This window comes from Chryseobacterium oncorhynchi (assembly GCF_002899895.1).
GTDB lineage: Bacteria > Bacteroidota > Bacteroidia > Flavobacteriales > Weeksellaceae > Chryseobacterium > Chryseobacterium oncorhynchi.
The window spans coordinates 210,616-235,726 of the sequence record NZ_PPEI02000001.1; the positions used below are offsets into that span (position 1 = coordinate 210,616).

Consider the following 25,111-nt stretch of genomic DNA (forward strand, 5'->3'; position numbering starts at 1 on the left):
ATGAGCTTTCCTGAATTTTATATCATCACTCTTCCTTTAGAAGAAAATCTTTTCGATCCATTATTCAATTCTGCTGAATTTGAATCTACCGGAAAAGGCAGGATTGGAAACCATCTTGTAAATAGCGACGGTCCGCTTATTCCTATTGTAAGAACCACCACTCGATATGCCATTCCAGCTGTTGTATTTTCAGATATTCATCATAAGCTTGTGGGCAGTATTAATGATACGTTACTTGAAAATCATATTGATGTACCTGTACAGAATTTCAACAACGCTTTAATTGAAGTGTATGATTCTACTTATTCTAAAATGAATTACCATTCTGATCAGGCATTGGACTTGGACAGCGATTCTTTTATAGCACTTTTTACATGCTATGAGAAGCCTGAAGAGCTGGAGGAGTTTCATTTAAGAAAACTCGTTATTAAAGACAAAGTAACCAATGAAGAGGCTGAAATTATACTTCATCATAATTCTGTGGTTTTATTTTCTGTTGAAACCAATAAAAGATTTCAGCATAAAATTATATTGAATTCATCATCAAATACAATATCCAATAATAAGTGGTTGGGAATAACTTTCCGAACTTCAAAAACCTATATTCAGTTCAAAGATGAGCTTCCTTATTTTTCTACTGGTGAGGTATTAACATTGGCAGATAAAGATCAGGAATCAGAGTTTTTCCAGCTGAGGGGTCAGGAAAACAGATCACTGGATTTCGTTTATCCCAATTTATTATACACCATAAGTAATGCGGACCTTATAAAACCTATTACCAAAACATAATTTTAAAATAATCACAATGAAAAAAATACTTTTCGCTTCCGTAATGGCTTTATCCTTGCTTTCATGTAGGGAAAGTAAGACTGAAAACGCTCCGATTGTGGAAAATGCTGTTGACAATGCAAAATCTTCGGTATCAAGTTCCTTAGAATCTTATCGTAGTGAAAACCTGATTGATCAAATCTATTCCGAGGTAATTAAAAATGATAAAAACCTTAAAGCACTTGATGATAAAGTACGAAAAAACATAGAGGAAACCGAAAAGGTTCTGGAGGTATACGACAGAATACTCAGCATGTCTGAATCTTATTATCAGCAGGCAGGATATAAAACAAAGTCGATTACTGATTCTCTGATAAAAAAACAGGTTGAAACAGAGGTTAAAACCAGTGCTGATCAATACAATCTTAAAACCGGAAATATAAAAGCACTTATTGCTCAGATCAATAAAAATAATGAAACTTTAAATAATCTATACGTCGCCTTTAAAATCAGAAAAACACTTCTAGAAATTGAAAAGTATCAAAATGCTCATCCTCTAAAAACAGACAGTCTGGATAATTTTATCAAGAAGCAGAATAGGTTAATGGAAGAATTAAAGAATATAAAATAAACAACATCTTATGAAATATACTACAAAATGGCTTACGGATAAAACACGTGTCCCGGAACTGGTCGACTTTTTTATCGCCCATAAAACAGACTCTTACATCTCCCACAGTGAAATTATGTATGGAAGAGCTTTAGATTCTCATCATTGGAATCCTGATCTTAGAGCTGTATTTACAGAGCAGCTTATGACCGATTATGATTATAATGAGGCTTCAAAATTGAATATTTTAATTGCAGAAAATGACAACGGGGATATTGTAGGGATGCTTGTTTTCAATGTTATTAACAGTCCTTTTAAAAAGTATGCTATTTTGGAAGATATGCTTTTAGATCAAACTGTAAGAGGTCAGTCTCTTGGAAGTAAACTTTTGGAGGAAGTGATTCGGGAATCCAAAAACTGGAACGTCAGTTTTATTATGCTGGAAAGTGGTGTTGATAATCATGGTGCCCATCATTTTTTCGGCAAATATGGTTTTAAAAAAGTATCTGAAAGTTATATGTTAACCCTATAAATTTCATGAACAACTTACAACAGGCTTTACATACAATAAACCCATACTGATGAATTCCATTTCAATCATAGGAGCCGGAATTGGCGGTCTCACCCTTGGAAATATCCTGAAGCAGCATCAATATGATTTTACGCTCTATGAATCTGCTCCTGAAATAAAGCCTGTAGGGGCAGGAATCATGATGGCTGTAAATGCGATGCAGGTTTTTGATCAATTGGGCTTAAAAGAAAAAATTGAAAATGCAGGAAATAAAATCCATAGAATCACCCTATCCAACGAATCAATGAAACCGTTTTCAAAAACGGAGATTCTTGAACTGGAAAAAAAGTATAATTCCTGCAATGTGGCTATTCACAGAGCTGAACTACAGAGAATTCTTGCAGAAAATTTAGATCCTGCGGCTATTCGGCTCAATCATTCTTTAAAGACCATTGAAAAGAAAGAAAACTATATTTTGGATTTTGATAATGGAACCCGGGTAGAAAGTACAATTGTCTTTGGTGCAGATGGTATAAAGTCTCCTATTAGAAATCAAATATTAAAAACAGGAACCATCCGAAGTTCCGGACAAAAATGCTGGCGCGGGCTTGTAGACTTTGAGCTGCCTGAAAAACATCATCATGAGGCCTTTGAAATGTGGGGAAAAGGAAAACGCTTTGGTTTTGTAAAGATCTCCGAGAAAAAAGTATATTGGTATGCCTGCATCAATGAGAGGAGCTTTGGCAGATATTTGGAACTAACAGACATTTTTAAAGAGTATCATTCTCTCGTTTTGAAGCTTATTGAAGCTACAGAAGAAGAAGATATCATCTGTAATGAAATTTCCGACCTCTCACCCATTCCGAAATGGTATTCTGAAAACCTATGCCTGATTGGTGATGCTGCCCATGCTACCACTCCTAATATGGGACAAGGTGCCTGCCAGGCCATTGAGGATGCTTACATTCTTGGGAAGTTACTCGAGAAGCATAAAGACTTTAATTTCATCTTCGAGCAATTTCAAAAAATCAGAAGAAAAAAGGTGGATTATATTGTGAATACAAGCCGTACGATTGGAAAAATCTCGCAATGGGAACAGGGAAATTCACTGCGAAATTTTCTGATGAGTTTAATTCCAGAGCGTATGAATGAGAAAATAGCAAAGAAAATTATTGAATTGGAAATGTAGTTTTCCTTTACAGGGATTGATAACAATTATTCAGATATGCTTTACGAAAATCTACATAATTTTAGAGAGATAACAATCCATAAAAATAAAAAGACTGCCACAAGAGACAGTCTTTTATTTTGTATTAATAGGTTAAGGTAACTCCCGCTCCAAATCCCATTTCATTATCATAGTTTCCTGAAAGAGATAGCCATTTCTGAACAATGTATCTCAGTCCTGTAGAAAACTCTCCATCAGAGTTGACTGCAAAATTTCCTCTTAATCTTCTGGAAATTGGAATATCTTCCCTGCTCAGTTCCAGCAATACTTTCCCGTTTTGGTCTACACTGGCATCAGCGGTTATCAGCATTGGTAATACGTATTGCATCCCGACCATGAAAGCATATCTGCTTTTAGAAGCTTTCTGCTGCCCGAACCAGGTTTTCTTACCATGAAAATCCATTCCCATATCTTCTGCCATCTGTCTTTCCATGATTTCATGATTTTTCTGAACCCTTACCCCTGCATATGGAAGTGCCCATTGGAATTTTCCTAAAAATCTTCCCACTTTTGCGCTTCCCTCAAAATGATCAAAGTTCCAGTTAGAATGAAATTCATTAAGGTTTGCCCATCTTGGTCCAAACATTGTCATGGTTTCTGCATGTATTTTATTGCTTGCAACATCCAGCATAGCCATAGAGCTTACCATTTTGTTATCCTGTAAGAAGTTTTTCCAGGCCAGTTTTCTGTTAGGAAGCTGCGGATTTGGTTTTGAATTTTCATAGCTGAATATTCTTCCCATACCGGCCATCATATGATAAAGGATATGGCAGTGGAAGAACCAGTCTCCATCCTGATTGGCCGCAAATTCAATGATCGTTGTTTCCATAGGCATAATGTCTACTACATTTTTCAAAGGTGAGTATTCTCCTTTTGAATTAATCAGTCTGAAATCGTGCCCATGCAAGTGCATTGGGTGACGCATCATGGAATTATTATACAGTTTGATTCTAAGAATCTCTCCTTTTTTAACCAAAATCTTATCTGTTTCTGTAACCGTTTTATTGTCCAGTGTCCATAGATAGTGGTTCATATTTCCCTCTAACGTAAATTTCATTTCACGGATACTGTCTGTTGGAAGAATTGTTTTTTCCGGAGACTTTAAAATATTGTAAGACAATCTTTTAATAGATTTTTCTTCTTTCATATCCATTCCTGAATGTTGGGAATGATCTTCTTCTTTTTTCTCTTCCTTTGTTTTCACCCCCATCATTTCATTCATGTGCTTCATCGTCGTCTTTCTTTGACTTTCGGGAAGCTCCGGATACATCACCTCATTCATGTCCATCATCTGGTTCCCCATCGTCATGTTCATTGGCTTCATGTTTCCGCTCATTTCCATCATTCCGTTCATCATTTTCATCCCTTCAAAAAGCATTAATCTAGGCAAATTGGGAGCTTCTACTTTATCACCCGAACCTAGCCAAAGTGAAGCATGTCCTATTCTGTCTTCTGAAGTAGCTCTGAACTCAAAGCTTTTGCTTTCAGGAATAGTGACTTCAATGTCATATGTTTCAGAAACACCTACAATCAAGCGGTCTACTTCTACGGGAACCACATCATTTCCGTCATTTCCAACGACCTTTATTTTTCCTCCTCCATAATTGAGCCAGAAATAAGTGGAAGATCCGCCATTGGCTACTCTTAGCCTTACTTTGTCACCTGCTTTTAGATTGGAATAATCAGAACTTGGTGCTCCGTTGATCAGGAATTTATCATAGTAGACATCACTTACGTCCATGGCTTCCATTCTTTTCCACTCATTCAGCGCTTTTGTTCCAAAATTTCCCGACTTTATGGCTTCCCAATAACTCTGAACGGCATTTTTCTTTACCGCATACCAATCTGTATTGGCCATGTGAAGTCTTCGTGCAATCTGCATGGGATCATCATCACTCCAGTCTCCTAATAGTACAGGGATTTCTGCATTATATTCTGTTTTTGGCTCTCCCTCTCTTTTTTTAAAGACCAGAATTCCGTTCATCCCTATTTGTTCCTGAAGGGCTTCGTGAGAGTGATACCAATACGTTCCGTTTTGAGACACTCTGAATTTATACAAATGTGTTTCTCCTGGTTTCACAGGCTTTGTCGTAAGATAAGGAACTCCATCCTGCTCGTTGGGTAAGATAACGCCATGCCAGTGAAGTCCTGTATTTTCCTTAAGCATATTATGCAGATAAATCTCTGCCGTGTCTCCCTCCGTAAAATACATCGTAGGAGCCTGCAGTTTTCCGTTGATAGCAAGGGCTCTTCTATTTTTTCCTGTGAAATTGACAATAGTATCTTTTACATACAGATCATAACGAACAGTCTTCCCTCCAAAAGTAAGTCTTCCGTTTTCAGAATTTCTTTTTAGAACAGGCTGCTCTTCTTTCTGCTCTTCAACGATAGCATGTTGATGATCTTCTTTTTCAACTAAATCCATTCCGCATTTGGGGCATCTCCCCGGTTTATCTGAAGTAACTTCAGGATGCATAGGACAAGTGTAGGTGATTTGAGATTGAGGTTTAGATTGTTGAGGAGAAATCTGACTTTTAGGTTTCAAATCAGGTTTGACTACCTGAGCTTTCTCAACTTTTTTTGACTTTTTAATATCAACTTTTTTATCAATCTTGGTCTTATTGACCTTAACTTCTACTGGTTTTGTTTTGGTCTCTACTTTCTGTATAGGTTTTACTACTGGCTTTGCAACCACTTTGGGTTGTATTACAACTGTTTTCTTTACCAGAGTCATTTTGCACTTTGGGCAGTCTCCTGGTTTTGAGGAAACTACTTCTGGATGCATAGGACATGTATAAAAGGTTTTTGTTGTTTGTGCGAAAGTAAAAACAGAAAATAAAAGTACCAGAAACATTATTAGCTTTTTCATAATATTCCGAGCTTTTTAGAAGCTGCATGACTTCAATTTAATCATAAACTAAATCATGCAACTTATTGTTTTAAAGATTAATACAATATATTATTTAATTTCTGACTTTACACTTCCACAAGTAAGCATAGACTTGCCATAGTATGGGTTTGCGATCTGTTTTTCGTCGCTTAACCAGCTTGCATCAGCCATTGGGCAATATTGCACATACACCGGTTTTTCAGAAAGCTTAAACTCTTTTGTCAGAGCAATCATATTATCGGAAAGGTTGAAGAATGTTTCTCTCTGGGCAGCAACAGTTCTTGCATCAGAAATAGCAGAAGCATCTTTTCTAAGAATATTAAGGTTTCCTTCAGAGACTAATTTATAGTCAATAGTAGAAGCTGTTTTAATGAATTCTGTGGCAGCTTTTGAAGTTTTGTCAGCATCATCTGAAGCTAATGCAGTTTTGATTGCAATATAGTTCTGATACAGTTTTGAAACCTGAGCATCTTTTTTAGATTGTGCTGAAAGTGAAATGATTGAAAATAAAGATAAGGCTGCTGTAATGATATACTTTTTCATTGTTTTAAATTTTAGAATTAATTTTTTTAATAAAGAATAATGGGTGACACATAAGGACATGCGTCAGGACGTGTCGCCTTGAACGATATTATTTTAATACCGAAAACGAAAGACCAATTCTAAATTCTAAAATTACAATGATGGATATAGATAGGTACCGGTTTATATTCCGGAGGCCCGTTGATCTGAATTTGAGTAAATTTTGATGCTGAAAAAGATTTATCTGCAAAGAAAAACGGGTGTGTGGTCGGGATTTCAGAAATCTGTCCTAAAAAGTCAACATTCATCAAATCTGATTTTTGAGAATCATCAACTTTTACAATTTTAATTTCTGTTTTGCAACATCCTTTTTTCTCTTTTACACCACACTTTCCACAGATGTCATCTGTTTTCTGGCTTACAGAAACAAATTCCTGCATACAATAATGAACACTAAAAGCTGCTCCGGAAGAAAATCCGAAGTAGAAAATAGAGAACAATATGGCAAGAATCTTTTTCATTGTTGAGACAAAGTTAAAAATATCCCAGAAACCATTGTTATAAAATTCAGTAATGTTGTTATAAAATTCCGGCAAACAAAAAGCTCCTGAAAAATATTCAGAAGCTTTTTATATTTTTTGTTATCTCTTACCGAGAAACGTTACTATAGTTTAAACTCTAGTTTTACATTAAAGAAACGCCCTGTAAGACGTACCGGAACAGGATACATATAATTGGTATTATAATCCGTGATCCATTGATTGGCAACGGTATTATTGATATTAAATGCATTGAAAACCTGAACTCCTAATGATAATTCCTGGAAGTTCCCCCAGAAACCGTATCTCTTATTTTTATCTTTCGGATCAATGAATACTTTTGTCAATCCGATATCTACCCTTTTATAAGCCGGTAATGTTTGCTGGTAGTTGTATGCCGATGTAAAATCTGGCTGTCCGTTGCTGTTAAACATTACAGGAGAACCTGTTGGTAGCCCCATTGCATACACTAAGGTAAGATTTACCCTCATGGATGGGAACTCTGGCATATAATCCTGATAGAACATAGCAAACCTCAATCTCTGATCGGTAGGTCTTGGAATATTTCCTCTTCCATCAATATTTTCATACACTCTCGCATAACTCGCAGATAACCAAGAATCTACTCCCGGAACAAATTCCCCGAATAATCTTGTATCAATTCCGTATGCATATCCTTTTGAATTATTCTGGCCTGAGTAACGGATTCTTACGTTATCCATATAGTATGGGATCAGATTATCCATTTTTTTGTAATAAAGCTCCGTTGTTAATTTAAACGGTCTGTTATACATATCAAATTCATAGTCATTGGCAAGGATCAACTGCATAGATCTTTGTGACTTTATATTAGAGTTGAAATTTCCGTCCAAATCTTTGATCTCCTTATAAAATGGTGCCTGATAGTAAATTCCTCCAGAAAGTTTGAATAACATATCAGATTCCCAGTCTGGTTTTATGGCAAACTGGAATCTTGGAGAAAATAACGTTTCTTTATTAAAGCTCCAGTTGGAAACTCTTGCTCCGGCATTGATAAATACTTTGCTTGCCCCCCAGTAAAATTTCTGAGAGTATTGAGCATAAGCAGAGAGTCTTGTAGGCTCTATATCATTTTTTCCGGCAATGTGATAAAACATTCTAAGATCTCCTGTAGTTCCTGTCCTCGGATCAATAACCTCCGGTCTTGGAAGACTGTATCCTGCAGAATCTACTAATTTCCATTCGTTGGTAAGGTCTTTCAGGTTTTCCTTTTCATACTTAAATCCAACTTCGATATCTGTATTGATATTAGGGGAAAACTTTGCTCTGAACTGCGTTCCGTAAGTTCTCACGAATAGATCATTTCTGGCATGCTCTGTTTGTCCTCCAATATCATAGGTAGCAACAGGCTCCTTTGTTATCGGGTCAAAAGTTTGCAAGTCATATTCTGATCGGATGGTATAGTATTCTTTTTCTCTGTTTTGATAGGCAAAACTATCCAATGTTAATTTCCATTTATCGGATGGCTTATAGTTTAAGGAGAATGTACCCATCATATTTTTATACTGGTCATTTTCCTTACCACCATAGCCTATGTTTACCTGGATAGGCTGCTGAAGGCTTCCGAAAGTTACACTTTTTGCCTTAGGAATCATTTCATAATCATTCTTGGAGTAATACCCTATGAATGACATGGAAAGCTTATCATTAACATGATAATTGAGATAAGACTGGAAGTCCCAATACGTAGGATTAAAGTCTGTATCTTCCTTTAAGGTATTAAGAACAAGATTGGTATTCCTGTATCTTCCGGAAAATAAAGCGGTAAATTTTTTATTTTTGGATGCCAAACCGGTTGTTAATCGGCCTCCGATTAAACTTGCTTCTCCTGAAAGTTCAAATTTTTCAGGTTCACGGTAATAGATATTTAAAGCAGAAGACATTTTGTCCCCATACTTGGGTTCAAATCCTCCTGCAGAAAAATTCACAGTTGAAACCATATCCGGATTAATGATACTCATCCCTTCCTGCTGAGAGTTTCTGATCAGGAAAGGTCTGTAGATCTCAATATCGTTGATGTAGATAAGGTTTTCGTCATAGTTTCCACCACGTACCATATACTGGGAAGATAGCTCAGTATTGGAGTTTACAGAAGGGAGTGTTTTAAGCAAACCCTCTATTCCACCACTGATGGAGGCTACTGCCTTGGCTTCTTTTGCAGAAATTCTTACATTGGTAAGGTCATTTGTTCTTCCAGTTGTTTTTTTCTGGAATACGACTTCCTCTATATCGGTTACTTTAGTGGTCGCCGTATCTTTTTTCCTTTGTTGGGAGAAAATCAGCATAGGGACCATAAGGCTTAGCGGTAAAACTAGTTTTTTCAAAAGAAATATTTTAGAATTTCTAAAATTAATGTTTTTTTAACAATTACAAAATCGATTCTCTAATTCTTGTTAATTTTTGTAACAAATCTTCTAATAAATCTAATCTTAACATGTTTGCACCATCAGATAAAGCTGTTTCCGGTGTTGGATGGGTCTCGATGAAAATTCCGTCTGCTCCTACAGCAATTCCTGCTTTGGCAACGGTTTCAATAAGATCTGGTCTTCCCCCTGTTACTCCTGAGCTTTGGTTAGGCTGTTGTAAAGAATGGGTAACATCCAGAATGACAGGCGCATATTCTCTCATGGTAGGAATTCCTCTGTAATCAACAATCAGATCTGTATATCCGAATGAGTTTCCTCTTTCAATGATCGCAACTTTCTGATTATCAGAATCTGTAACTTTTTGAACGGCAAATTTCATGGATTCTGGTGAAAGGAACTGTCCTTTTTTCAGGGTAACACATTTTCCTGTTTTTGCTGCAGCTACCAATAAATCGGTCTGGCGGACAAGAAATGCAGGAATCTGAAGTACATCCACATATTGTGCTGCCAATGCTGCATGCTCATTCTCATGAATATCCGTTGTGGTAGGAATATTAAATGTCTCTCCTACTTTTTTAAGGATTTCAAGAGATTTTTCTTCTCCAATGGATGTGAAAGAATCTACACGGCTTCTGTTTGCCTTTTTGAAACTTCCTTTAAAAATATATGGAATATTGTACTTGTCTGTAATGTTAATCACTTTTTCAGCAATTCTTAAAGCCATATCTTCTCCTTCAATAATACAAGGACCTGCAATAAGGAAAAAGTTTTTTGAATCTTTGTGCTGAATATTATCTAAATACTGAATCATTTTGTTGTAATTAAAAGTTCAGTAAAAATACTGAGAAAGTTTCAGACTTGGAAATTATTTGGGACTTAAGAGTAATTAAAAATTTCACGCATTAATACTGCGTAAAAAACGGTAATCAGAAATGAAATAAGTCCAACAGCATTTTAAAACTTTTTTAAAATTTTCTCAAATGTATTGGTATTTCTGCTCGTAAACTGATCTTTAAGGCTTTTCTTTCCCAACACCTTTCCAAAGGTAGAATCCAGAGTATTTCCTTTTGAAACCTGCCAGTAAAATACATCATTAACAATTTCGGCCTTTTCATCTTCAGTCTGAGTAGCTTTCTGAAACTCTTCCATCAGGGTATTTTCCACACCGGGCATGCCTACAAAGGCATAGATATGAAGATTTTCATTCTTTTCAAAAGGAATACTGTTCCAGAACATCTCCGTTTCTTCCTGTGATTTCACAAACAGAAAAGCCTCATAGGAAAAGTATTCTGACATCGCCTTTTCAAGAGTTTTCTTTAAATCATCAACATTTTTATCTGAAGTAAAGACAATATTTCCGGAGGCCAATATAGAACTCACCTCTTTCATTCCGGCATCTTTAAAAACCTGACAGACATCTGCCATTTTCATATTGGTTCCTTTTACATTAACGCCACGGAGAAATGCACAATATTTCATAGATTAGGTATTAGGTGATAGATAATAGGTTACAGGTATTTTTATCTTAAGGCTTTTAAAGTTTTAGCTCCTTTTAATCAACCCTTATATATAAATTATAATCTGTTCCGGAAGGCTTTAGGTTATAGATCTTTTCTAAAATCTTATGATTGCTTTTTAAGTGATCTTTTACCCTGAATTCTTTCAAAACTCTATAATGGATTTGGTAATACTCAGCATCTTTTCCTTCATATAAATTCTGGTAAGAAAGAAGGTATTTAGGTTTCCTTGTCTTTACTGTATTGATCCAGTAATTTGTTTTATCTTTTTTAATTTCTTCCTGAATCTGTTTATCTACAAGCCCAACCTCATCAATGGTTTTTAGGCCTGAGAAGTAAGGAACATAACCAGCAGGCTCCAGCAAGATCCATTGGTTTTTATCTTTTTCATATTTGTTTAGGAATACCCCGATGGTTCTGCGGTAGTTCCATTCCCCGTTTCCTGTTGCAATGGAATGAATGGTCTGGAAAGCCAGCATTGGGGTAATGTAAAATACAATAAGCAATGACAGCCATAGGTTTCTTCTTTCCTTTTGCTCCAATACAAAGATAAGAACCGGAACAAAAAGCAGAATCTGCGGAACCCAATAATACCAATCGAATAAACTCTTTTGGGAGATAAAAGCCATCTGTTTTACCCACCCGAAGAGAAAGATCATCCACAAGAAATAATTTCTCTTTTCTCTCTGTCTGATAAGATAAATGAAGCATAGCAATTCAAAAATAAGAACAATAATGGTGATCGGATTAAAGTTTCCAGGAACCTTTAGCATTCCCCAGAAATTACCAAAACTTACCATGAAATAGTTGATATGCTGTCCTAATGTAAACTGCTGTTCGTACAATAATTTTTTTGCAGTGATGGTATTGTTGACAAGCTCTCCAAAGTAGAACCAGTTAAAGGCAACTGTTGATAAAACGCCTAGAATTCCTCCAAATACATAATTCCATCTGATTTTTTTGTTCCAAAACAGGTCTACAAGAAATACAATCCCTAGAAATATAACAGTATCAATCCTTGTAAACATAATTAAAACGGGAAGAAGCGTCAGAACCCATTTTTTCCCTTTATTGAATCCGTAGTACAATAGAGCCATCTCCAGAAAAAACAGTATTCCGTATTCCATTCCAAGAATCGAAATCTTGATGGCCGGTGGTAAAATACCAATCAAAAATATAAATAGAGCTTTATGCCAAGGATTTTTAAGAACCAGATGAGAAAGAAACAGTGTTCCTATCGTAAAAAGTATAGAATTGAAGATCAAAAGAGGTTCAATAAAGTTTTCTTTACCAAAGACCAGATTGAAAATATAAGACACAAAAACATACAAATGAGTAGTAGAAGCAGATATCTTCGCATCTCCATTGAAACCTATTACTCCATAATCCAGTAAGTTCTGGGCTACTCTCCAGGTGATAAAAGCATCTTCCTGAATGTAATGCGTCAATAAAAAAAGAAGTTTAAAAACAACCGTAGCGATTACGGCGTAGATTGGGAACCTGCTATTTTGTGTTTCTGCCATTATGCATTTTTAGTTCCACAAATATAATCTTAAAATTCAGGAATCCCAATAACAAAAAAACGGAACCGAAGTTCCGTTTTAAAAGTATTTTATTGTGTTGCCTTGATAATCGCTGATGTGATCTGATCTTCTTTTTCTTTTGAATAAGTAGAATCATAAGGCTGCATGACATCAAATAAGTATTGATAGAATGGCGTGATCTTCTGAACCTCTTCCGATTCTTTCATCGCTTTTTCTTTGCCCATCTGCTGAAGTTCCTTTACAAAGGCATTGAATTTTTTATCAATTGGCTCAATGGATTTTACCAGATAAGCATATCCTTTTTCTTTTTGACCAATCTTAGTATAAGCATCTGTAACCGCTGCAACTACTAATGAATATTCCATTGGTTTTGTTCTCATCTGTCTTCTCAGATAGCTTTGATCAGACTTTGAAAGGCTTAAATAGTAATCATACTCTTCAAAGATTCCTTTTTTAAGAACTTCTGCCAGCTGTAGTCCTTTTTGTTCTTGTCCCGCAATAATGTATCCGGATACAATTGAACTTAATGAACGTGGATCATTGTATTTTTCAGCTGGAATTTCTTTCGCAGCAAGATCCAATATTTCTAAAGCTTTCGCTTTTTGTCCGTTTAATGCAAGTGCTGAAGCGGCTCTGCTTGCTGACATTCTGTAGCTGATGATATTAGAAGTAGCGGTCTCATCAAAGTGAGTGTTCAGATTTTTGAAGTTACCCCATCTGAAGTTTTTCACTACATTATAAAGAGAATTCGGATCTACTCTTCCCATATCTCCATCCACTGATGGTGGTGTTTGAACAGGTATCAATCTGTAGCTAAATCCATCAAACTGAAGATAATCATTAAGGTAGAAAATATTTTCGCTGTCATAAATACCTCCTGAAGAGAAGTTAATTGGACGTTTCCAATCGAAGTTTGCCAATAAGTCTAATAAGATCAGGTTATTTTTATAAAGTGTATTTCCTTTATAGGTAATCATTATCTGGTCTACCACATTAGGAAGATCTTCCTTATTAATAATTCCTGCTTTCAGTGCATTTGCCTTATTTACCGGAAGAATGAACTTGTTTACCGGAAGAATGTTATACTTCTCATATTTTTCTTCTCCGAAATACATTTTCAATAATTGATCTTTTTCAGGAGACTTGAACTTGATAAAGTTAATCGCTTCTTTCAGCGTCAATGAATCTTGTGTAAGATACTTTCTGAATGCCTGGAATTCTGTATCCGGAACACCTTGCTCTTTCAACATAGAGAAAACACCCTCCCAATCATCTTTCTTCATCATATAGATCTGATCATTTACCCCATCTCTATAATCTTCGTGCGTCAATTGGCTTGGAATTCCCATTGCATTGTACGTTCTCCTCTTCACCTGATCCAGATTCCATGGTGTTGATGCAAGAGTAAAGTTAACCACTTTTACATCATCCCTGAACCTTTCTGTTTCCTGAATAGCCCAAACCGGGTAAGTATCATTATCACCATACACGAATAAGATATCGTTTTTCGGTAATGATTTTAATACTGAATAAGCATAATCATAAGCAGTATATCTATTACTACGGTCGTGAACATTATAGTTCTGGAAGCCCATCATAAAAGGTACCCCTAATAAGACCACTCCTAGTGCAATATTAGCACCATTTGATTTGATTTTAGATTGTAGGAACCATAAAATTGCTCCGGCTCCCATTCCGATCCAAATCGCAAAAGCATAGAATGAACCTACCATTGCATAATCTCTTTCTCTTGGTTCAAATGGTTTTACTCCTGTATAGAAAACAATCCCAACACTTGTCAGAATAAATAGAGATAATAATGCATAGAATCTTCCAAAGTCTCTGTTCAACTGGAAAAAGAATCCGATTAAACCTAAAATTAATGGTAAGAAGAAGAACTTAACAGTACTTTCATTCTTGAATTTAGCAGGCATTTTATCCTGATTTCCTACGTTTACACTATCAATAAAAGGAATACCCGAAATCCAGTTTCCTTTTGTGCTTTCCATATTTCCTTCAAGGTCATTCTGTCTTCCAACATAGTTCCACATTAGGTATCTTACGAAGTAATATCCATTCTGGAAAGAAATAAAATAATCCATATTCTGAAGCAATGACGGCTTCTGAACATTGATAAGGTTATAAGGTTTTACCTTTAAATAGTCTGATGCCGTAATCGATTTATCTTCATACTTACCTCTCAATTCATCAAAAATCTGCTTAGCCTGAGGATTGTCTGCAACGTCTTCATTAGCATAATTGAATGTAAAATCAGGAGCCCCATACATTGAAATATAGTTCGCCATTACATCCTTATCCTCATTAAACATTCTTGGCATTAAGCTTACCTGAGACTTACTGAAAACATAGTTGAATCGGTCTCCGGTTTTTCTATAAGTTCCGGTTTTTTCATCTTTTTCATAGATTTCTCCGGTCTTTTTTGTTTTAAAGCTTCCATCTTCATTCTTCTCAATTCCATTCGCATCAAGGAAAGCAGTGTAGTTCTGTCCATACATTGTTGGCCAGTCACCATATTGCTCTCTGTTATAATAATCCAACATCCCAATTGCCGTATCCGGATCATTAAGGTTCATTGGTGGATTAGCATTGGCTCTTATTGGAATAACCATCCAACATGAGAATCCTATCATCATAAAAACCACAGATAAAGCAGCGGTCTGATAAATGTTCTTTTTTGCCTTTCTTGCATACTTAATAAGGAAATAACAAATAGCCACCATTAAAATAAAGGCTACAATTGTTCCTGAGTGGAAAGGAAGACCAAGACCGTTTACAAAGAAAATTTCTAATCTTCCGAACATCGTCATGATCAAAGGGAAGATAATTTTGAAAACAACAATCAAAATCCCTAGTGTAATAACATTTGCCAAGATAAAATTCTTCCAGGTAAACTTATAATTTCTTGCATAGTATACCAGGCATACTGCAGGAATTGCCAGCATACACATCATGTGCACCCCAACAGAAAGTCCCAAAACAAAGAAAATAAGGATAATCCATCTTTCACTGTCTGCCGCTTTATACTCATTTTCCCACTTTGTGATCAACCAGACCAAAAGCGCGATAAACATAGAAGCCATTGAGTAAACCTCTCCTTCTACTGCAGAGAACCAAAATGTATCTGAGAACGTGAAGCAAAGTGCTCCAATAGCTCCGGCAAATAAAATAGAGATTTCCTGATGTTTCGTAATTTCTTCAAAGTCCTTGTTGAGAAGCCTTCTCACAAAATGAGTGATCGTCCAAAACAAGAATAAAATAGTCAGCGCACTGAACAATGCAGACATCGCATTAATTACGATGGAATAATTTTCGCCTTTCCCTAATGCAAAAATGGCTGCCACGGCACCCACTATCTGGAATAAAGCTGCTCCGGGAGCATGCGTTACTTCAAGTTTTACTGCAGAAGAAATGTACTCTCCACAATCCCAAAAACTGAAATTGGGTTCTATTGTGGACAAGTACGTGAAAAACGCAATGACGAAAATCACCCATCCTAAAACGGTGTTCCATTGCCTAAAAGTCCAATTTTTCATAGTATTAAATCAATTATGCGAAAATAAGGCTTTTATATTATTTTATATTGTTTTTAACAAATTTTAAAAATTTGGCTTGGTATTTGCGATTAGAGTCCTGTTAAAACTGTAAACAGGAAAATAAGTTTTTAAGGAACAGCCTCTGAGAAATCAAACAAAAGTTTAGTAATTATTTATTTTTTTGTATTTTTGCAGTCAGATTTTTATTGAAAATAACAAATAATGAGTAATGTTTACGATAATATTCTTGGCCTAATAGGACATACTCCGATGGTGAAGCTAAATACTGTTACAAAAGATATTCCAGCAACCGTTTATGCCAAGTTAGAATCATATAATCCTGGACATTCCACCAAAGACCGAATCGCACTTCATATTATAGAGAACGCAGAGGAGAAAGGCTTATTGAAAGAAGATTCCGTAGTTGTAGAAACTACATCAGGAAACACAGGGTTTTCTATTGCAATGGTATGTATCATCAAGGGATATAAATGTATTCTCGCAGTAAGCGACAAAACAAAACCTGAGAAAATTGCTTATCTAAAAGCATTAGGAGCTACTGTCTATATATGTCCTGCCAATGTACCTGCGGATGATCCAAGATCTTATTATGAAGTAGCGAAAAGAATCGCTTTGGAAACTCCCAATTCTATTTACATCAATCAGTACTTTAATGAACTGAATATTGATGCCCATTATCAGACCACAGGTCCTGAAATCTGGGAACAGACAGAAGGTAAGATCACTCACCTTTTTGCCTGCACCGGAACAGGAGGTACCTTATCTGGTTCAGCAAAGTTTTTGAAGGAGAAAAACCCGGATATTAAAATTATTGGGGTGGATGCAGATGGATCTATATTAAAGAGCTATCACGAGACAGGTGAGATTCATAAGGAAGATGTACATCCTTATCAGATTGAAGGAATGGGGAAAAACCTTATCCCTTCTGCTCTACTTTTTGATAAGGTAGATGAATTTGTAAGGGTAAATGATGAAATGGCTGCGTACAGAACCCGCGAAATAGCTTTGAAAGAAGCCATTATGGGAGGTTATACGACAGGAGCTGTAACACAGGGATTGATGCAATATGCACAGTCTCATGAATTAACAGAAAATGACTTGGTTGTTTTAATATACCCAGACCATGGTTCAAGATACATCACTAAGGTATACAGTGATAAGTGGATGGCCGAACAAGGGTTTGTCAACAACTGTGTTCACAACTATGACGAAGTCTTCAAGACAGAGTTTATTAAATAGTAACAAATAAAATCACGATATAATAAAGCCTTTTGCGTGTTCTACAAAAAAGGCTTTTTTACTTAAAAATTACGATACAATGTTGGATATTTTTGAAAGAATAAAAGAAAATCCAGGACCTCTTGGACAATTTGCAGATTATGGAGAAGGTTATTTTATTTTCCCAAGATTAGAGGGACCTATCGGACCTAGAATGCAATTTCAGGGTAGAGAAGTAATTTTCTGGAGTGCCAATGATTATTTAGGATTATGTAATCATCCTGAAGTAATAGAAGCGGATGCAAAAGCGGCTGCAGAATACGGAATGTTCTATCCTATGGGAGCAAGGGCGATGTCTGGAGAAACAGATCAGCACCTTCAGTTGGAAAGAGAATTGGCAGACTTTGTAAAAAAAGAATCAGCATATTTATTGAATTTCGGTTATCAGGGAATGGTTTCTACCATTGATGCCTTGGTGAGCAGAAATGACGTTATTGTGTATGATATGGATTCTCATGCCTGCATCGTGGATGGAGTAAGACTTCATGCCGGTAAGAGATTTACCTACAAGCACAATGACATGGAAAGCCTTGAAAAGAATCTTCAAAGAGCAACTAAAGTTGCCGAAGAAACCGGAGGAGGTATCCTGGTAATTACTGAAGGAGTTTTCGGAATGAGAGGCCAGCAGGGAAAAATCAAGGAAATTTGTGAGCTTAAATCAAAATATCAGTTTAGATTGTTGGTAGATGATGCTCACGGTTTCGGAACATTGGGTAAAACTGGTGCCGGAGTTGGTGAAGAGCAGGATTGTAATGATCAGATTGATGTATATTTCTCTACTTTTGCTAAATCAATGGCTGGTTTCGGAGCATTCCTTGCGGGTGACAAAGAAATCATCAGATATCTTAAGTTTAACCTAAGATCACAAATCTTCGCAAAATCTCTTACAATGCCAATGGTAATCGGAGGTTTGAAAAGATTAGAGCTATTGAGATCAAGACCTGAAATCAAGGCTAAGCTTTGGGAGAATGTTGAAAAATTACAGAGCGGATTAATAAAAAGAGGATTCAATATTGGTGATACCAATACTTGTGTAACTCCGGTAATGATGCAGGGAACTCCTGTAGAAGCTACTCTACTGGTAAAAGACTTAAGAGAAAATTATGGTATTTTCACCTCTGTGGTGGTATATCCTGTAATTCCTAAGGGAATGATTCTTTTAAGGTTAATTCCTACCGCTTCCCATACGGATGCAGAGATTAACGAAACTCTGGCCGCATTTGAAGGGATTCACGATAAATTAGTAAGTGGTTACTATAAAGATCAGGAACAAAAATTACTACAAGAACAAGGATTAAGCTTTAAACCGATTTAATCTTTAGAAAAATAAAGAAAAAAAACCACTGATTGATTCAGTGGTTTTTTATTTTAAAAACTATAAAAGCTATAAAAACAAATGAAACTTAGGGGTTATATGTTGGGCGTTACGTCAGCCGTTTCCTATGGATTGATTCCAATTTTTATTCTGCCTATCAAACAGGCTCATTTTTCAATGGACATTACCCTGTTTTACAGGTTTTTCTTTTCTGCCTTAATGGTGGGGGGATATTTGATGTATTCCAGACAAAATTTTAGGGTCAATAAAAAAGAAGCTTTAATATTAGCGATCTTGGGGATATGCTATGCCCTTTCTTCAGAGTTTCTATTTATAGGATATGATTTTCTTACTGCCGGAATTGCCTCTACTGTTTTATTTATCTATCCGGTTATTGTAGCTTTAATTATGTTTTTCTTCTATAATGAAAAACTTAACCGTTTATCTATAATTTCGTTATTGCTTGCTTTTGCAGGGGTAATTGTTTTATGTCTTAAAGGAAATGGACTTGAGATTAATTTTGCAGGCTTGGGAATTGTAATGCTGAGCGCGCTTTTTTATGCACTTTATATGGTAATTGTCAACAAATCTAACCTTAAGGTATCAGGGTTTAAGCTTACTTTTTATTCTATGCTTTTTACTTCCATGTTCTTTATGACAAAATCTGTGATAGGCAATGAGTCTTTTGTTATTCCATCAACGGCAATCTTTTTAAACTTTCTTATTTTTGCTTTTCTTACTACGGTTATTTCCAGCCTTTGTTTGGTATATGCCATTAAAAATATAGGTTCTACACCGGTTGCCATTTTAGGAGCACTGGAACCGGTGGTTGCTGTAATGGTAAGTGTATTGATATTTCATGAAAATTTCACCACCAACTTATTGATCGGTATTACACTAATTCTGCTGGGAGTTATCTTGAATATTATTTCAGACCGTAAGAAAGTAAGCCATATTTAAAAATGCTATTCTTTAATTATATCAATAGTAGTAAAGCCGGACTAAGGAGTTCCGGCTTTATTATTTTACAATCAAAGAGATCAGTTACTTTTGTTTATTAAACATATATCTGGCTATCTTCCATTTTGTGTCTTCTTTCTGCAGTATAAATAATTCCCGATTTTCTTCCGGAGATGTTTTATGATCTGCATGCAGCATTTGAGTACCTTTTGAAACTGTGCGGGCAATAGCATAATTTTCATTGATTACAGTAACCTCTTCAATCTCAAACTTCACGTTCAGTGTAAGGGTTTTGAATACAAAATCATATGCTTCCTTAAGTTGTTCCTGACCTTTCGCTGTAGGTCCGCCCTGCGGCATGAATATACCATCCTGGGTATACAAAGGAAGTACCTGGGTTGTGGATGACTCATTAAGTGCATTTTGATAGGTATAAAGTACCGTTTCTATATCTTTTTTTATCGTTGTTTCCATTGTGTTTTTCTCGTTAGTTATATTGACTGTATTATTTTTTTCCTGCTTTCCCGAACACGACGCTAGTATCGCAAAAGTCTGAATCAGGATGAGAATATTTTTCATCTGTTTTATTTTAAAGTTTTGATTTTGCTTCTGTAAGGTTAACCGTTTTTCCCAACGCTCCGAATTCATGTAAATCTCCAAAAACTTCTATACGGATGGACTGATCAATCCCTCCTACTCTTAGCGGATCAAATCCTGCATTCTTAATAACTTCTTCCACATCATGATTCACTTCCATATCATCTGATGCATAAAATAATACAGATTTCTCAGGACTTCCATTTGATGCTCCTGCAAGAGTTCCTGCCCCAAGTGTACCGAATGCTTTTACCAGTTTAGACCCCTTAGGAAGAATCGCTTTGTTAAGTTCTCCTGCAGATTCTCGCTCTCCAATAATTTTTTTGAATCCGCCATTGCCATCAGGAGCAATAGGATTGGATACATCAATAATAGTTTTGTCTTTCAAAATATCACCATAATCATTAAAGAAATCCTTAAAGGAACCAAACCATATTGCTGGGATAACAAGATCCACCGTATTGATTGCCTCTTTAATACTCATGCTTTGGGCAAGTCCGCCGGATTGCTCAGCAAAGTTACTGGCCTCTTCACTATTTCTTGAAGCAACAATTACTTCATGATTATTTTTAATCAGATCATTAGCAATTGCTTTTCCGATATTTCCTAAGCCAATTACAGCTACTTTTTTCAATGTTTCCATTTCTTTTAATTTTAATATTTATTTAAGTCAAAATTACTTGGAAAGGCCATAAAAAAACAGCAAACTAGTTTAAGAAATCATCTTGATATTTGGTAAGATCAATTCTTAAACTAGTTTCATATGTAAAGGAAGAAAATTAGTTCTTTATTCTTTTTTGACGGATTTTACTAAGGAATTGTGGGGTTATTCCAAGATAGGAAGCAATTTCCACATTAGAAATACGATTAGCCAACTGAGGATATTGTCTGAGAAAAAATTCGTATTTCTCTTCACCTGCTGCACTTATATTCTGCAATACTCTATTTTGAAGTTCAATAAATTTGTTTTCAATAATTACCCTAAAGTTTCTGTCAAACTTTGGATAATAGGTATAAAGGTACCACAAGTCATTTTTTTCAATTTGTAGTACAATAGAGTTTTCCAGGGCAATGATATGTAATTTGCTGGGATTTCTATTATGAAAACTATCAATGTCTACAATCCAGTCATTTTCTGATGCAAACTGAAGATTATGCTCTTCTCCATGCTGATCTATACTGTACATCTTGAAGCATCCGGAAACTACAAATGTATAGTACTGGCATATTTCATTTTCCTGTAAAATAAATTGCTTCCGTTTGATCCTCCTTTCTATGATGCGTTCATCCAATACTTCAATTTCTTCTTTTGAAAGAGGAATGAAACTTTTAAAATAGCTGATAAGTGGAGTCGTTTCTTTTGACATTACAAATAAGATGTGTGTTTTTATTTGGTTTTCAAATTTTCAAAGAAAGCCATGAAAAAATAGATAAGACAAGATATCAAAAAAAACCGAATAAGTATAATTTTCAAGTTGCATAAAACTCTCTTTTCCCAATTCTTATATTAGAGAATAGTGATTAAAAAAGTCTGCAAAGTAATATTCTGGCTAACTATCATCTTAAACAGTGATTAGTTTTTTTCTTGTTATCTGTTGTTGTAAATATTACTCTATTTACTCTAGTAAAAATATTTAAAAATAAATTTAACTTTCTGAGATAGCACGATTTATCTCCTTATATTGCATCTATCTATTTTAAATAATAATACACCTTTTTCTACAGAAATTTATAGGTGCAATATAGTACACAAATGATGAATGAACTGCAACAACTCACAAAAGATCAATTATATAATAAGCTTAAAAACAGGTCTGAAAACTTCAATGCCACTGTTTGTACTGCCTTAGAAAATTCCTTGTTTGATGAGCATACGCTAAATGATGAAGATCTTTCAGAGTTCCTTCAAATGCTGGATGAAGAAACAGCAGAAAAGATAAAAGAAGCTTCAACACAGGTAAATGATGAAGACGATTCTCCCAACATTGTTCTTGCAGAAAGCAAAGGTGTAACAACCTCTCTTGAAGTAACAACAAAAAATGGAGAAGGATATAAGATCGTTCTCATTGAACATGATATTAATCTATCCGGAAACTTATTTATTGAAGAATATGTTGTCCTTATTATAACGGGAAATATAAAAGCTAAAAATATTATAGTCAATGGCTCACTTTACTGCTCAGGAAACATTACCTGTAATGTTTTGTTTGGAGCTTCTTCCAATGACAACGAAACCCATGTTGAAAGAAATATTTCTTCTGTACTTATTGCAGAAAACGGTCACTATACTGTTGCGAAAGGAAACATTCATTCAAAATATTTGGTCAGTTTTCATAACGAAATAGAAGGAAAATCAGGCCGATTTATTGAAAATCCAAGCTTGGAAAGAGCAGATGACATTGAAATGTTAAGTTCTGAAATGATAGATGAACATGGACATTTTGATGAAGATTCTTTCTTAAATCTTATCAATAATCATCCTATAGAAACCTTATTTAAGTAACAACAAATCCATATACTTGAAAGACCTGTTTTCTCTCAGCTTATAATCAATGCAAAAAATTTTTTTCTGAAAAAACTTTAGAATAACTTTGCAAAAAATTTCTGTTGAAAGACCTGCTTCTTATTACCCCGCCTTTTACCCAACTAAACACTCCTTACCCTGCAACTGCTTATATTAAAGGATTTTTAAATACTAAAAATATTTCCAGTTATCAAATAGATTTAGGGATAGATGTTATTTTGGAATTATTTTCAAAAGACGGACTTCAAAAGGTTTTCAATCAAGAAATTGACCTTCAGAATATATCCGAAAATTCCCAAAGAATATTTGCCTTAAGAGAAGAATATTTAAAAACCATAGATCAGGTTATTCCTTTTCTGCAAGGTAAAAATCCTACACTCGCAAGACAGATCTGCAGTATGAATTTTCTTCCGGAAGCTTCCCGTTTTAATCAGTTGGATGACATGGAATTTGCTTTCGGGAATATGGGTTTGCAGGATAAGGCAAAACATTTGGTAACCCTTTATTTAGAAGATCTATCAGATTATATTGTTGAAAATGTAGATTCAGATTTTGGGTTTAGCAGATATGCAGAACGCCTTGGGAAAAGTGCCAATTCCTTTGATGAATTGTACTCAAAATTAGCCGATCAACAGACCTTTATTGATGAATTTACATTGAAAATTCTTCATGAAAAAATAAAGATAGTACAACCGAAATTAGTTTGTTTTTCAATCCCTTTTCCTGGAAATTTATACTCCGCTTTCCGATGTGCACAATTTATAAAAAAGAATTTCCCACACATTAAAATAGCAATGGGCGGTGGATTTCCCAATACAGAATTAAGGGAAATTAAAGATCAGAGAGTATTTGAGTTTTTTGATTTTATCACCCTTGATGATGGTGAATTACCCATTGAACTTCTTTGCCAAAACCTAGGAGTACAGCAGGAAACAGCAGAATATAAAAGAACATTTCTAATTGAAAATAAAGAAGTTACTTATAAAAATAATTCCAAGAGACACGATTACAAACAGGCAGATATCGGAACACCTGATTATACTGATCTACAATTAGATCAATATATTTCTGTAATTGAAATTGCCAATCCCATGCACAGCTTATGGAGCGATGGAAGATGGAATAAACTGACAATGGCTCATGGATGCTACTGGGGAAAATGTACTTTCTGTGATATTTCCTTAGATTACATTAAAATATATGAACCCATTTCAGCAAAAATTCTGGTAGACAGAATGGAAGAACTGATCCAGACAACTGGTGAAACCGGATTCCACTTTGTGGATGAAGCTGCTCCGCCTGCTTTGATGCGTGAAGTTGCGCTGGAAATTCTCCGAAGAAATCTTGTTGTTACCTGGTGGACCAATATTCGTTTTGAAAAAAGCTTCACTAAAGATTTATGCTTTTTATTAAAACTTTCAGGCTGCGTTGCAGTTTCCGGAGGGTTGGAAGTGGCAAGTGATCGTTTATTAAAGTTAATCGATAAAGGAATTTCTGTAGAACAAGTTGCAAAGGTGACAAGAAATTTTACTGAAGCCGGAATTATGATCCATGCTTATTTGATGTATGGCTACCCTACGCAAACCGTTCAGGAAACTATTGATTCTATGGAAATGATTCGTCAGTTATTTGAGATGGGAATTTTACAAAGTGGTTTTTGGCATCAGTTTGCGATGACCGCTCATTCGCCTGTTGGATTGAATCCAGAAGAATTTGGAGTTACTCCAATTAAGCAGGAAATTCTATTTGCCAATAATGACATTGATTTTACAGACAAAACCGGAATCAATCATGGTAAGTTTAGTTCAGGTTTAAAGAAATCCTTGTTTAATTATATGCACGGAATTAATTTCGAACTTCCCCTTCAGGAATGGTTTGATTTTAAAATTCCGAGAACAACTATTCATCCCGATTATATTCACGACAGTTTACTGGAAGATGAAGATTTTAAATTTAAAGGAAATTCAAAAGTTATCTTTTTGACCAAAAATGTAATCGCTGAGAATCGCGTAAAAAATAAAAAGAAATACTCTGGTACATATACGCTTCTTACATTCCACTTAAAAACCAATATTGTAAAGGTTGAACTGGAAGAAGATAAGGCAACATGGCTAATGAATGTTTTAGAGGAAAACGCTATAGAAAATCAGAAAAAACCTACAGTTCAGCAACTTAAGATTCAATTTGAAGAAAATTTCGAGGATTTTGAACTATTTTGGTTCTCAAAACCGATGCAACAATTAAAGGAAAATGGGATCATTTTGAGCTTATAAAAATGTTCTGATTTTTTTCAGAGATTTGAAAGATTCTGATAATTTCTATTAAAAA

The 25,111-nt window shown here is 35.3% G+C and carries 20 protein-coding genes; 9 read left to right on the forward strand and 11 right to left on the reverse strand.

From position 1 onward, the window contains the following. From C1638_RS01000 to C1638_RS01015, 4 genes are read left to right on the forward strand one after another with little or no spacing between them, the layout of a single operon-like run. Positions 1-789, forward strand: coding sequence for an alpha-ketoglutarate-dependent dioxygenase AlkB (locus tag C1638_RS01000; RefSeq protein ID WP_109617376.1), 789 nt, complete (start codon positions 1-3; stop codon positions 787-789). Between the two features lie 16 nt (positions 790-805). After that, positions 806-1,399, forward strand: coding sequence for a hypothetical protein (locus C1638_RS01005; RefSeq protein ID WP_109617378.1), 594 nt, complete (start codon positions 806-808; stop codon positions 1,397-1,399). A gap of 10 nt (positions 1,400-1,409) precedes the next feature. After that, positions 1,410-1,910 carry a GNAT family N-acetyltransferase gene (locus C1638_RS01010; RefSeq protein ID WP_109617380.1) on the forward strand — a complete coding sequence of 167 codons (501 nt, stop codon included), beginning with the start codon at positions 1,410-1,412 and terminating at the stop codon, positions 1,908-1,910. A gap of 49 nt (positions 1,911-1,959) precedes the next feature. Continuing rightward, on the forward strand, positions 1,960-3,078 hold the full coding sequence (locus C1638_RS01015) for an FAD-dependent monooxygenase (RefSeq protein WP_109617382.1): 1,119 nt from the start codon (positions 1,960-1,962) through the stop codon (positions 3,076-3,078). 124 nt (positions 3,079-3,202) lie between these two features. On the opposite strand, the gene C1638_RS01020 is transcribed toward C1638_RS01015, so the two are convergent. The 8 genes from C1638_RS01020 to C1638_RS01055 form a co-directional block, all read right to left on the reverse strand. Beyond that, the gene (locus tag C1638_RS01020; protein WP_109619017.1) at positions 3,203-5,971 is read right to left on the reverse strand and encodes a multicopper oxidase domain-containing protein; all 2,769 of its coding nucleotides are present in this window, start codon (positions 5,969-5,971) and stop codon (positions 3,203-3,205) included. 105 nt (positions 5,972-6,076) lie between these two features. After that, positions 6,077-6,550 carry a DUF3347 domain-containing protein gene (locus C1638_RS01025; protein ID WP_109617384.1) on the reverse strand — a complete coding sequence of 158 codons (474 nt, stop codon included), beginning with the start codon at positions 6,548-6,550 and terminating at the stop codon, positions 6,077-6,079. Positions 6,551-6,669: 119 nt separating this feature from the next. Beyond that, complete coding sequence (locus C1638_RS01030; protein WP_228427971.1) at positions 6,670-7,050, reverse strand: HYC_CC_PP family protein; 381 nt, start codon at positions 7,048-7,050, stop codon at positions 6,670-6,672. Between the two features lie 143 nt (positions 7,051-7,193). Then, the gene (locus C1638_RS01035; protein ID WP_109617386.1) at positions 7,194-9,431 is read right to left on the reverse strand and encodes a TonB-dependent receptor plug domain-containing protein; all 2,238 of its coding nucleotides are present in this window, start codon (positions 9,429-9,431) and stop codon (positions 7,194-7,196) included. A gap of 43 nt (positions 9,432-9,474) precedes the next feature. Next, entirely contained in the window at positions 9,475-10,284 is an 810-nt protein-coding gene (gene kdsA / locus C1638_RS01040; RefSeq protein ID WP_076351837.1) for a 3-deoxy-8-phosphooctulonate synthase, read from the reverse strand. A gap of 143 nt (positions 10,285-10,427) precedes the next feature. After that, on the reverse strand, positions 10,428-10,952 hold the full coding sequence (locus tag C1638_RS01045) for a DUF1697 domain-containing protein (RefSeq protein WP_109617387.1): 525 nt from the start codon (positions 10,950-10,952) through the stop codon (positions 10,428-10,430). A gap of 73 nt (positions 10,953-11,025) precedes the next feature. Continuing rightward, positions 11,026-12,513: a DUF8728 domain-containing protein gene (locus C1638_RS01050; RefSeq protein ID WP_109617389.1), complete on the reverse strand. Its 1,488-nt coding sequence runs from the start codon at positions 12,511-12,513 to the stop codon at positions 11,026-11,028. 89 nt (positions 12,514-12,602) lie between these two features. Continuing rightward, positions 12,603-16,088 (reverse strand): glycosyltransferase family 117 protein, encoded by a 3,486-nt coding sequence (locus C1638_RS01055; RefSeq protein ID WP_109617392.1) that lies wholly within the window; start codon positions 16,086-16,088, stop codon positions 12,603-12,605. Positions 16,089-16,310: 222 nt separating this feature from the next. Here C1638_RS01055 and C1638_RS01060 point away from each other — a divergent pair, with 222 nt between their 5' ends. The 3 genes from C1638_RS01060 to C1638_RS01070 all read left to right on the forward strand — a co-directional run bounded on the left by C1638_RS01060 (position 16,311) and on the right by C1638_RS01070 (position 19,662). After that, positions 16,311-17,348 (forward strand): PLP-dependent cysteine synthase family protein, encoded by a 1,038-nt coding sequence (locus tag C1638_RS01060; protein ID WP_109617394.1) that lies wholly within the window; start codon positions 16,311-16,313, stop codon positions 17,346-17,348. Between the two features lie 82 nt (positions 17,349-17,430). Beyond that, positions 17,431-18,702, forward strand: a complete 1,272-nt coding sequence (locus C1638_RS01065; RefSeq protein ID WP_185140409.1) for an aminotransferase class I/II-fold pyridoxal phosphate-dependent enzyme — start codon at positions 17,431-17,433, stop codon at positions 18,700-18,702. Between the two features lie 81 nt (positions 18,703-18,783). After that, on the forward strand, positions 18,784-19,662 hold the full coding sequence (locus tag C1638_RS01070) for a DMT family transporter (protein WP_109617397.1): 879 nt from the start codon (positions 18,784-18,786) through the stop codon (positions 19,660-19,662). An 84-nt stretch (positions 19,663-19,746) separates the two neighbouring features. On the opposite strand, the gene C1638_RS01075 is transcribed toward C1638_RS01070, so the two are convergent. The 3 genes from C1638_RS01075 to C1638_RS01085 all read right to left on the reverse strand — a co-directional run bounded on the left by C1638_RS01075 (position 19,747) and on the right by C1638_RS01085 (position 21,626). After that, positions 19,747-20,241, reverse strand: a complete 495-nt coding sequence (locus tag C1638_RS01075) for a YybH family protein (protein ID WP_165826483.1) — start codon at positions 20,239-20,241, stop codon at positions 19,747-19,749. 10 nt (positions 20,242-20,251) lie between these two features. Then, positions 20,252-20,902: an NADPH-dependent F420 reductase gene (locus C1638_RS01080; protein WP_109617402.1), complete on the reverse strand. Its 651-nt coding sequence runs from the start codon at positions 20,900-20,902 to the stop codon at positions 20,252-20,254. Between the two features lie 136 nt (positions 20,903-21,038). Then, entirely contained in the window at positions 21,039-21,626 is a 588-nt protein-coding gene (locus tag C1638_RS01085; RefSeq protein WP_109617404.1) for a Crp/Fnr family transcriptional regulator, read from the reverse strand. Between the two features lie 386 nt (positions 21,627-22,012). Between C1638_RS01085 and C1638_RS01090 the strand changes: the two genes are divergently transcribed. Together C1638_RS01090 and C1638_RS01095 are read left to right on the forward strand one after the other, a co-directional pair. Further along, entirely contained in the window at positions 22,013-22,762 is a 750-nt protein-coding gene (locus tag C1638_RS01090; RefSeq protein WP_123838304.1) for a polymer-forming cytoskeletal protein, read from the forward strand. A 104-nt stretch (positions 22,763-22,866) separates the two neighbouring features. Next, positions 22,867-25,056: a B12-binding domain-containing radical SAM protein gene (locus C1638_RS01095; RefSeq protein ID WP_109617408.1), complete on the forward strand. Its 2,190-nt coding sequence runs from the start codon at positions 22,867-22,869 to the stop codon at positions 25,054-25,056. Positions 25,057-25,111 lie beyond the last annotated feature (55 nt).

Coding starts and splice junctions, on each gene's coding strand:
- C1638_RS01000 (WP_109617376.1), top strand. CDS start 1: ATGAGCTTTCCTGAATTTTATATCATCACTCTTCCTTTAGAAGAAAAT.
- C1638_RS01005 (WP_109617378.1), top strand. CDS start 806: ATGAAAAAAATACTTTTCGCTTCCGTAATGGCTTTATCCTTGCTTTCA.
- C1638_RS01010 (WP_109617380.1), top strand. CDS start 1,410: ATGAAATATACTACAAAATGGCTTACGGATAAAACACGTGTCCCGGAA.
- C1638_RS01015 (WP_109617382.1), top strand. CDS start 1,960: ATGAATTCCATTTCAATCATAGGAGCCGGAATTGGCGGTCTCACCCTT.
- C1638_RS01020 (WP_109619017.1), bottom strand. CDS start 5,971: ATGTTTCTGGTACTTTTATTTTCTGTTTTTACTTTCGCACAAACAACA.
- C1638_RS01025 (WP_109617384.1), bottom strand. CDS start 6,550: ATGAAAAAGTATATCATTACAGCAGCCTTATCTTTATTTTCAATCATT.
- C1638_RS01030 (WP_228427971.1), bottom strand. CDS start 7,050: ATGAAAAAGATTCTTGCCATATTGTTCTCTATTTTCTACTTCGGATTT.
- kdsA (WP_076351837.1), bottom strand. CDS start 10,284: ATGATTCAGTATTTAGATAATATTCAGCACAAAGATTCAAAAAACTTT.
- C1638_RS01045 (WP_109617387.1), bottom strand. CDS start 10,952: ATGAAATATTGTGCATTTCTCCGTGGCGTTAATGTAAAAGGAACCAAT.
- C1638_RS01050 (WP_109617389.1), bottom strand. CDS start 12,513: ATGGCAGAAACACAAAATAGCAGGTTCCCAATCTACGCCGTAATCGCT.
- C1638_RS01055 (WP_109617392.1), bottom strand. CDS start 16,088: ATGAAAAATTGGACTTTTAGGCAATGGAACACCGTTTTAGGATGGGTG.
- C1638_RS01060 (WP_109617394.1), top strand. CDS start 16,311: ATGAGTAATGTTTACGATAATATTCTTGGCCTAATAGGACATACTCCG.
- C1638_RS01070 (WP_109617397.1), top strand. CDS start 18,784: ATGAAACTTAGGGGTTATATGTTGGGCGTTACGTCAGCCGTTTCCTAT.
- C1638_RS01075 (WP_165826483.1), bottom strand. CDS start 20,241: ATGAAAAATATTCTCATCCTGATTCAGACTTTTGCGATACTAGCGTCG.
- C1638_RS01080 (WP_109617402.1), bottom strand. CDS start 20,902: ATGGAAACATTGAAAAAAGTAGCTGTAATTGGCTTAGGAAATATCGGA.
- C1638_RS01085 (WP_109617404.1), bottom strand. CDS start 21,626: ATGTCAAAAGAAACGACTCCACTTATCAGCTATTTTAAAAGTTTCATT.
- C1638_RS01090 (WP_123838304.1), top strand. CDS start 22,013: ATGATGAATGAACTGCAACAACTCACAAAAGATCAATTATATAATAAG.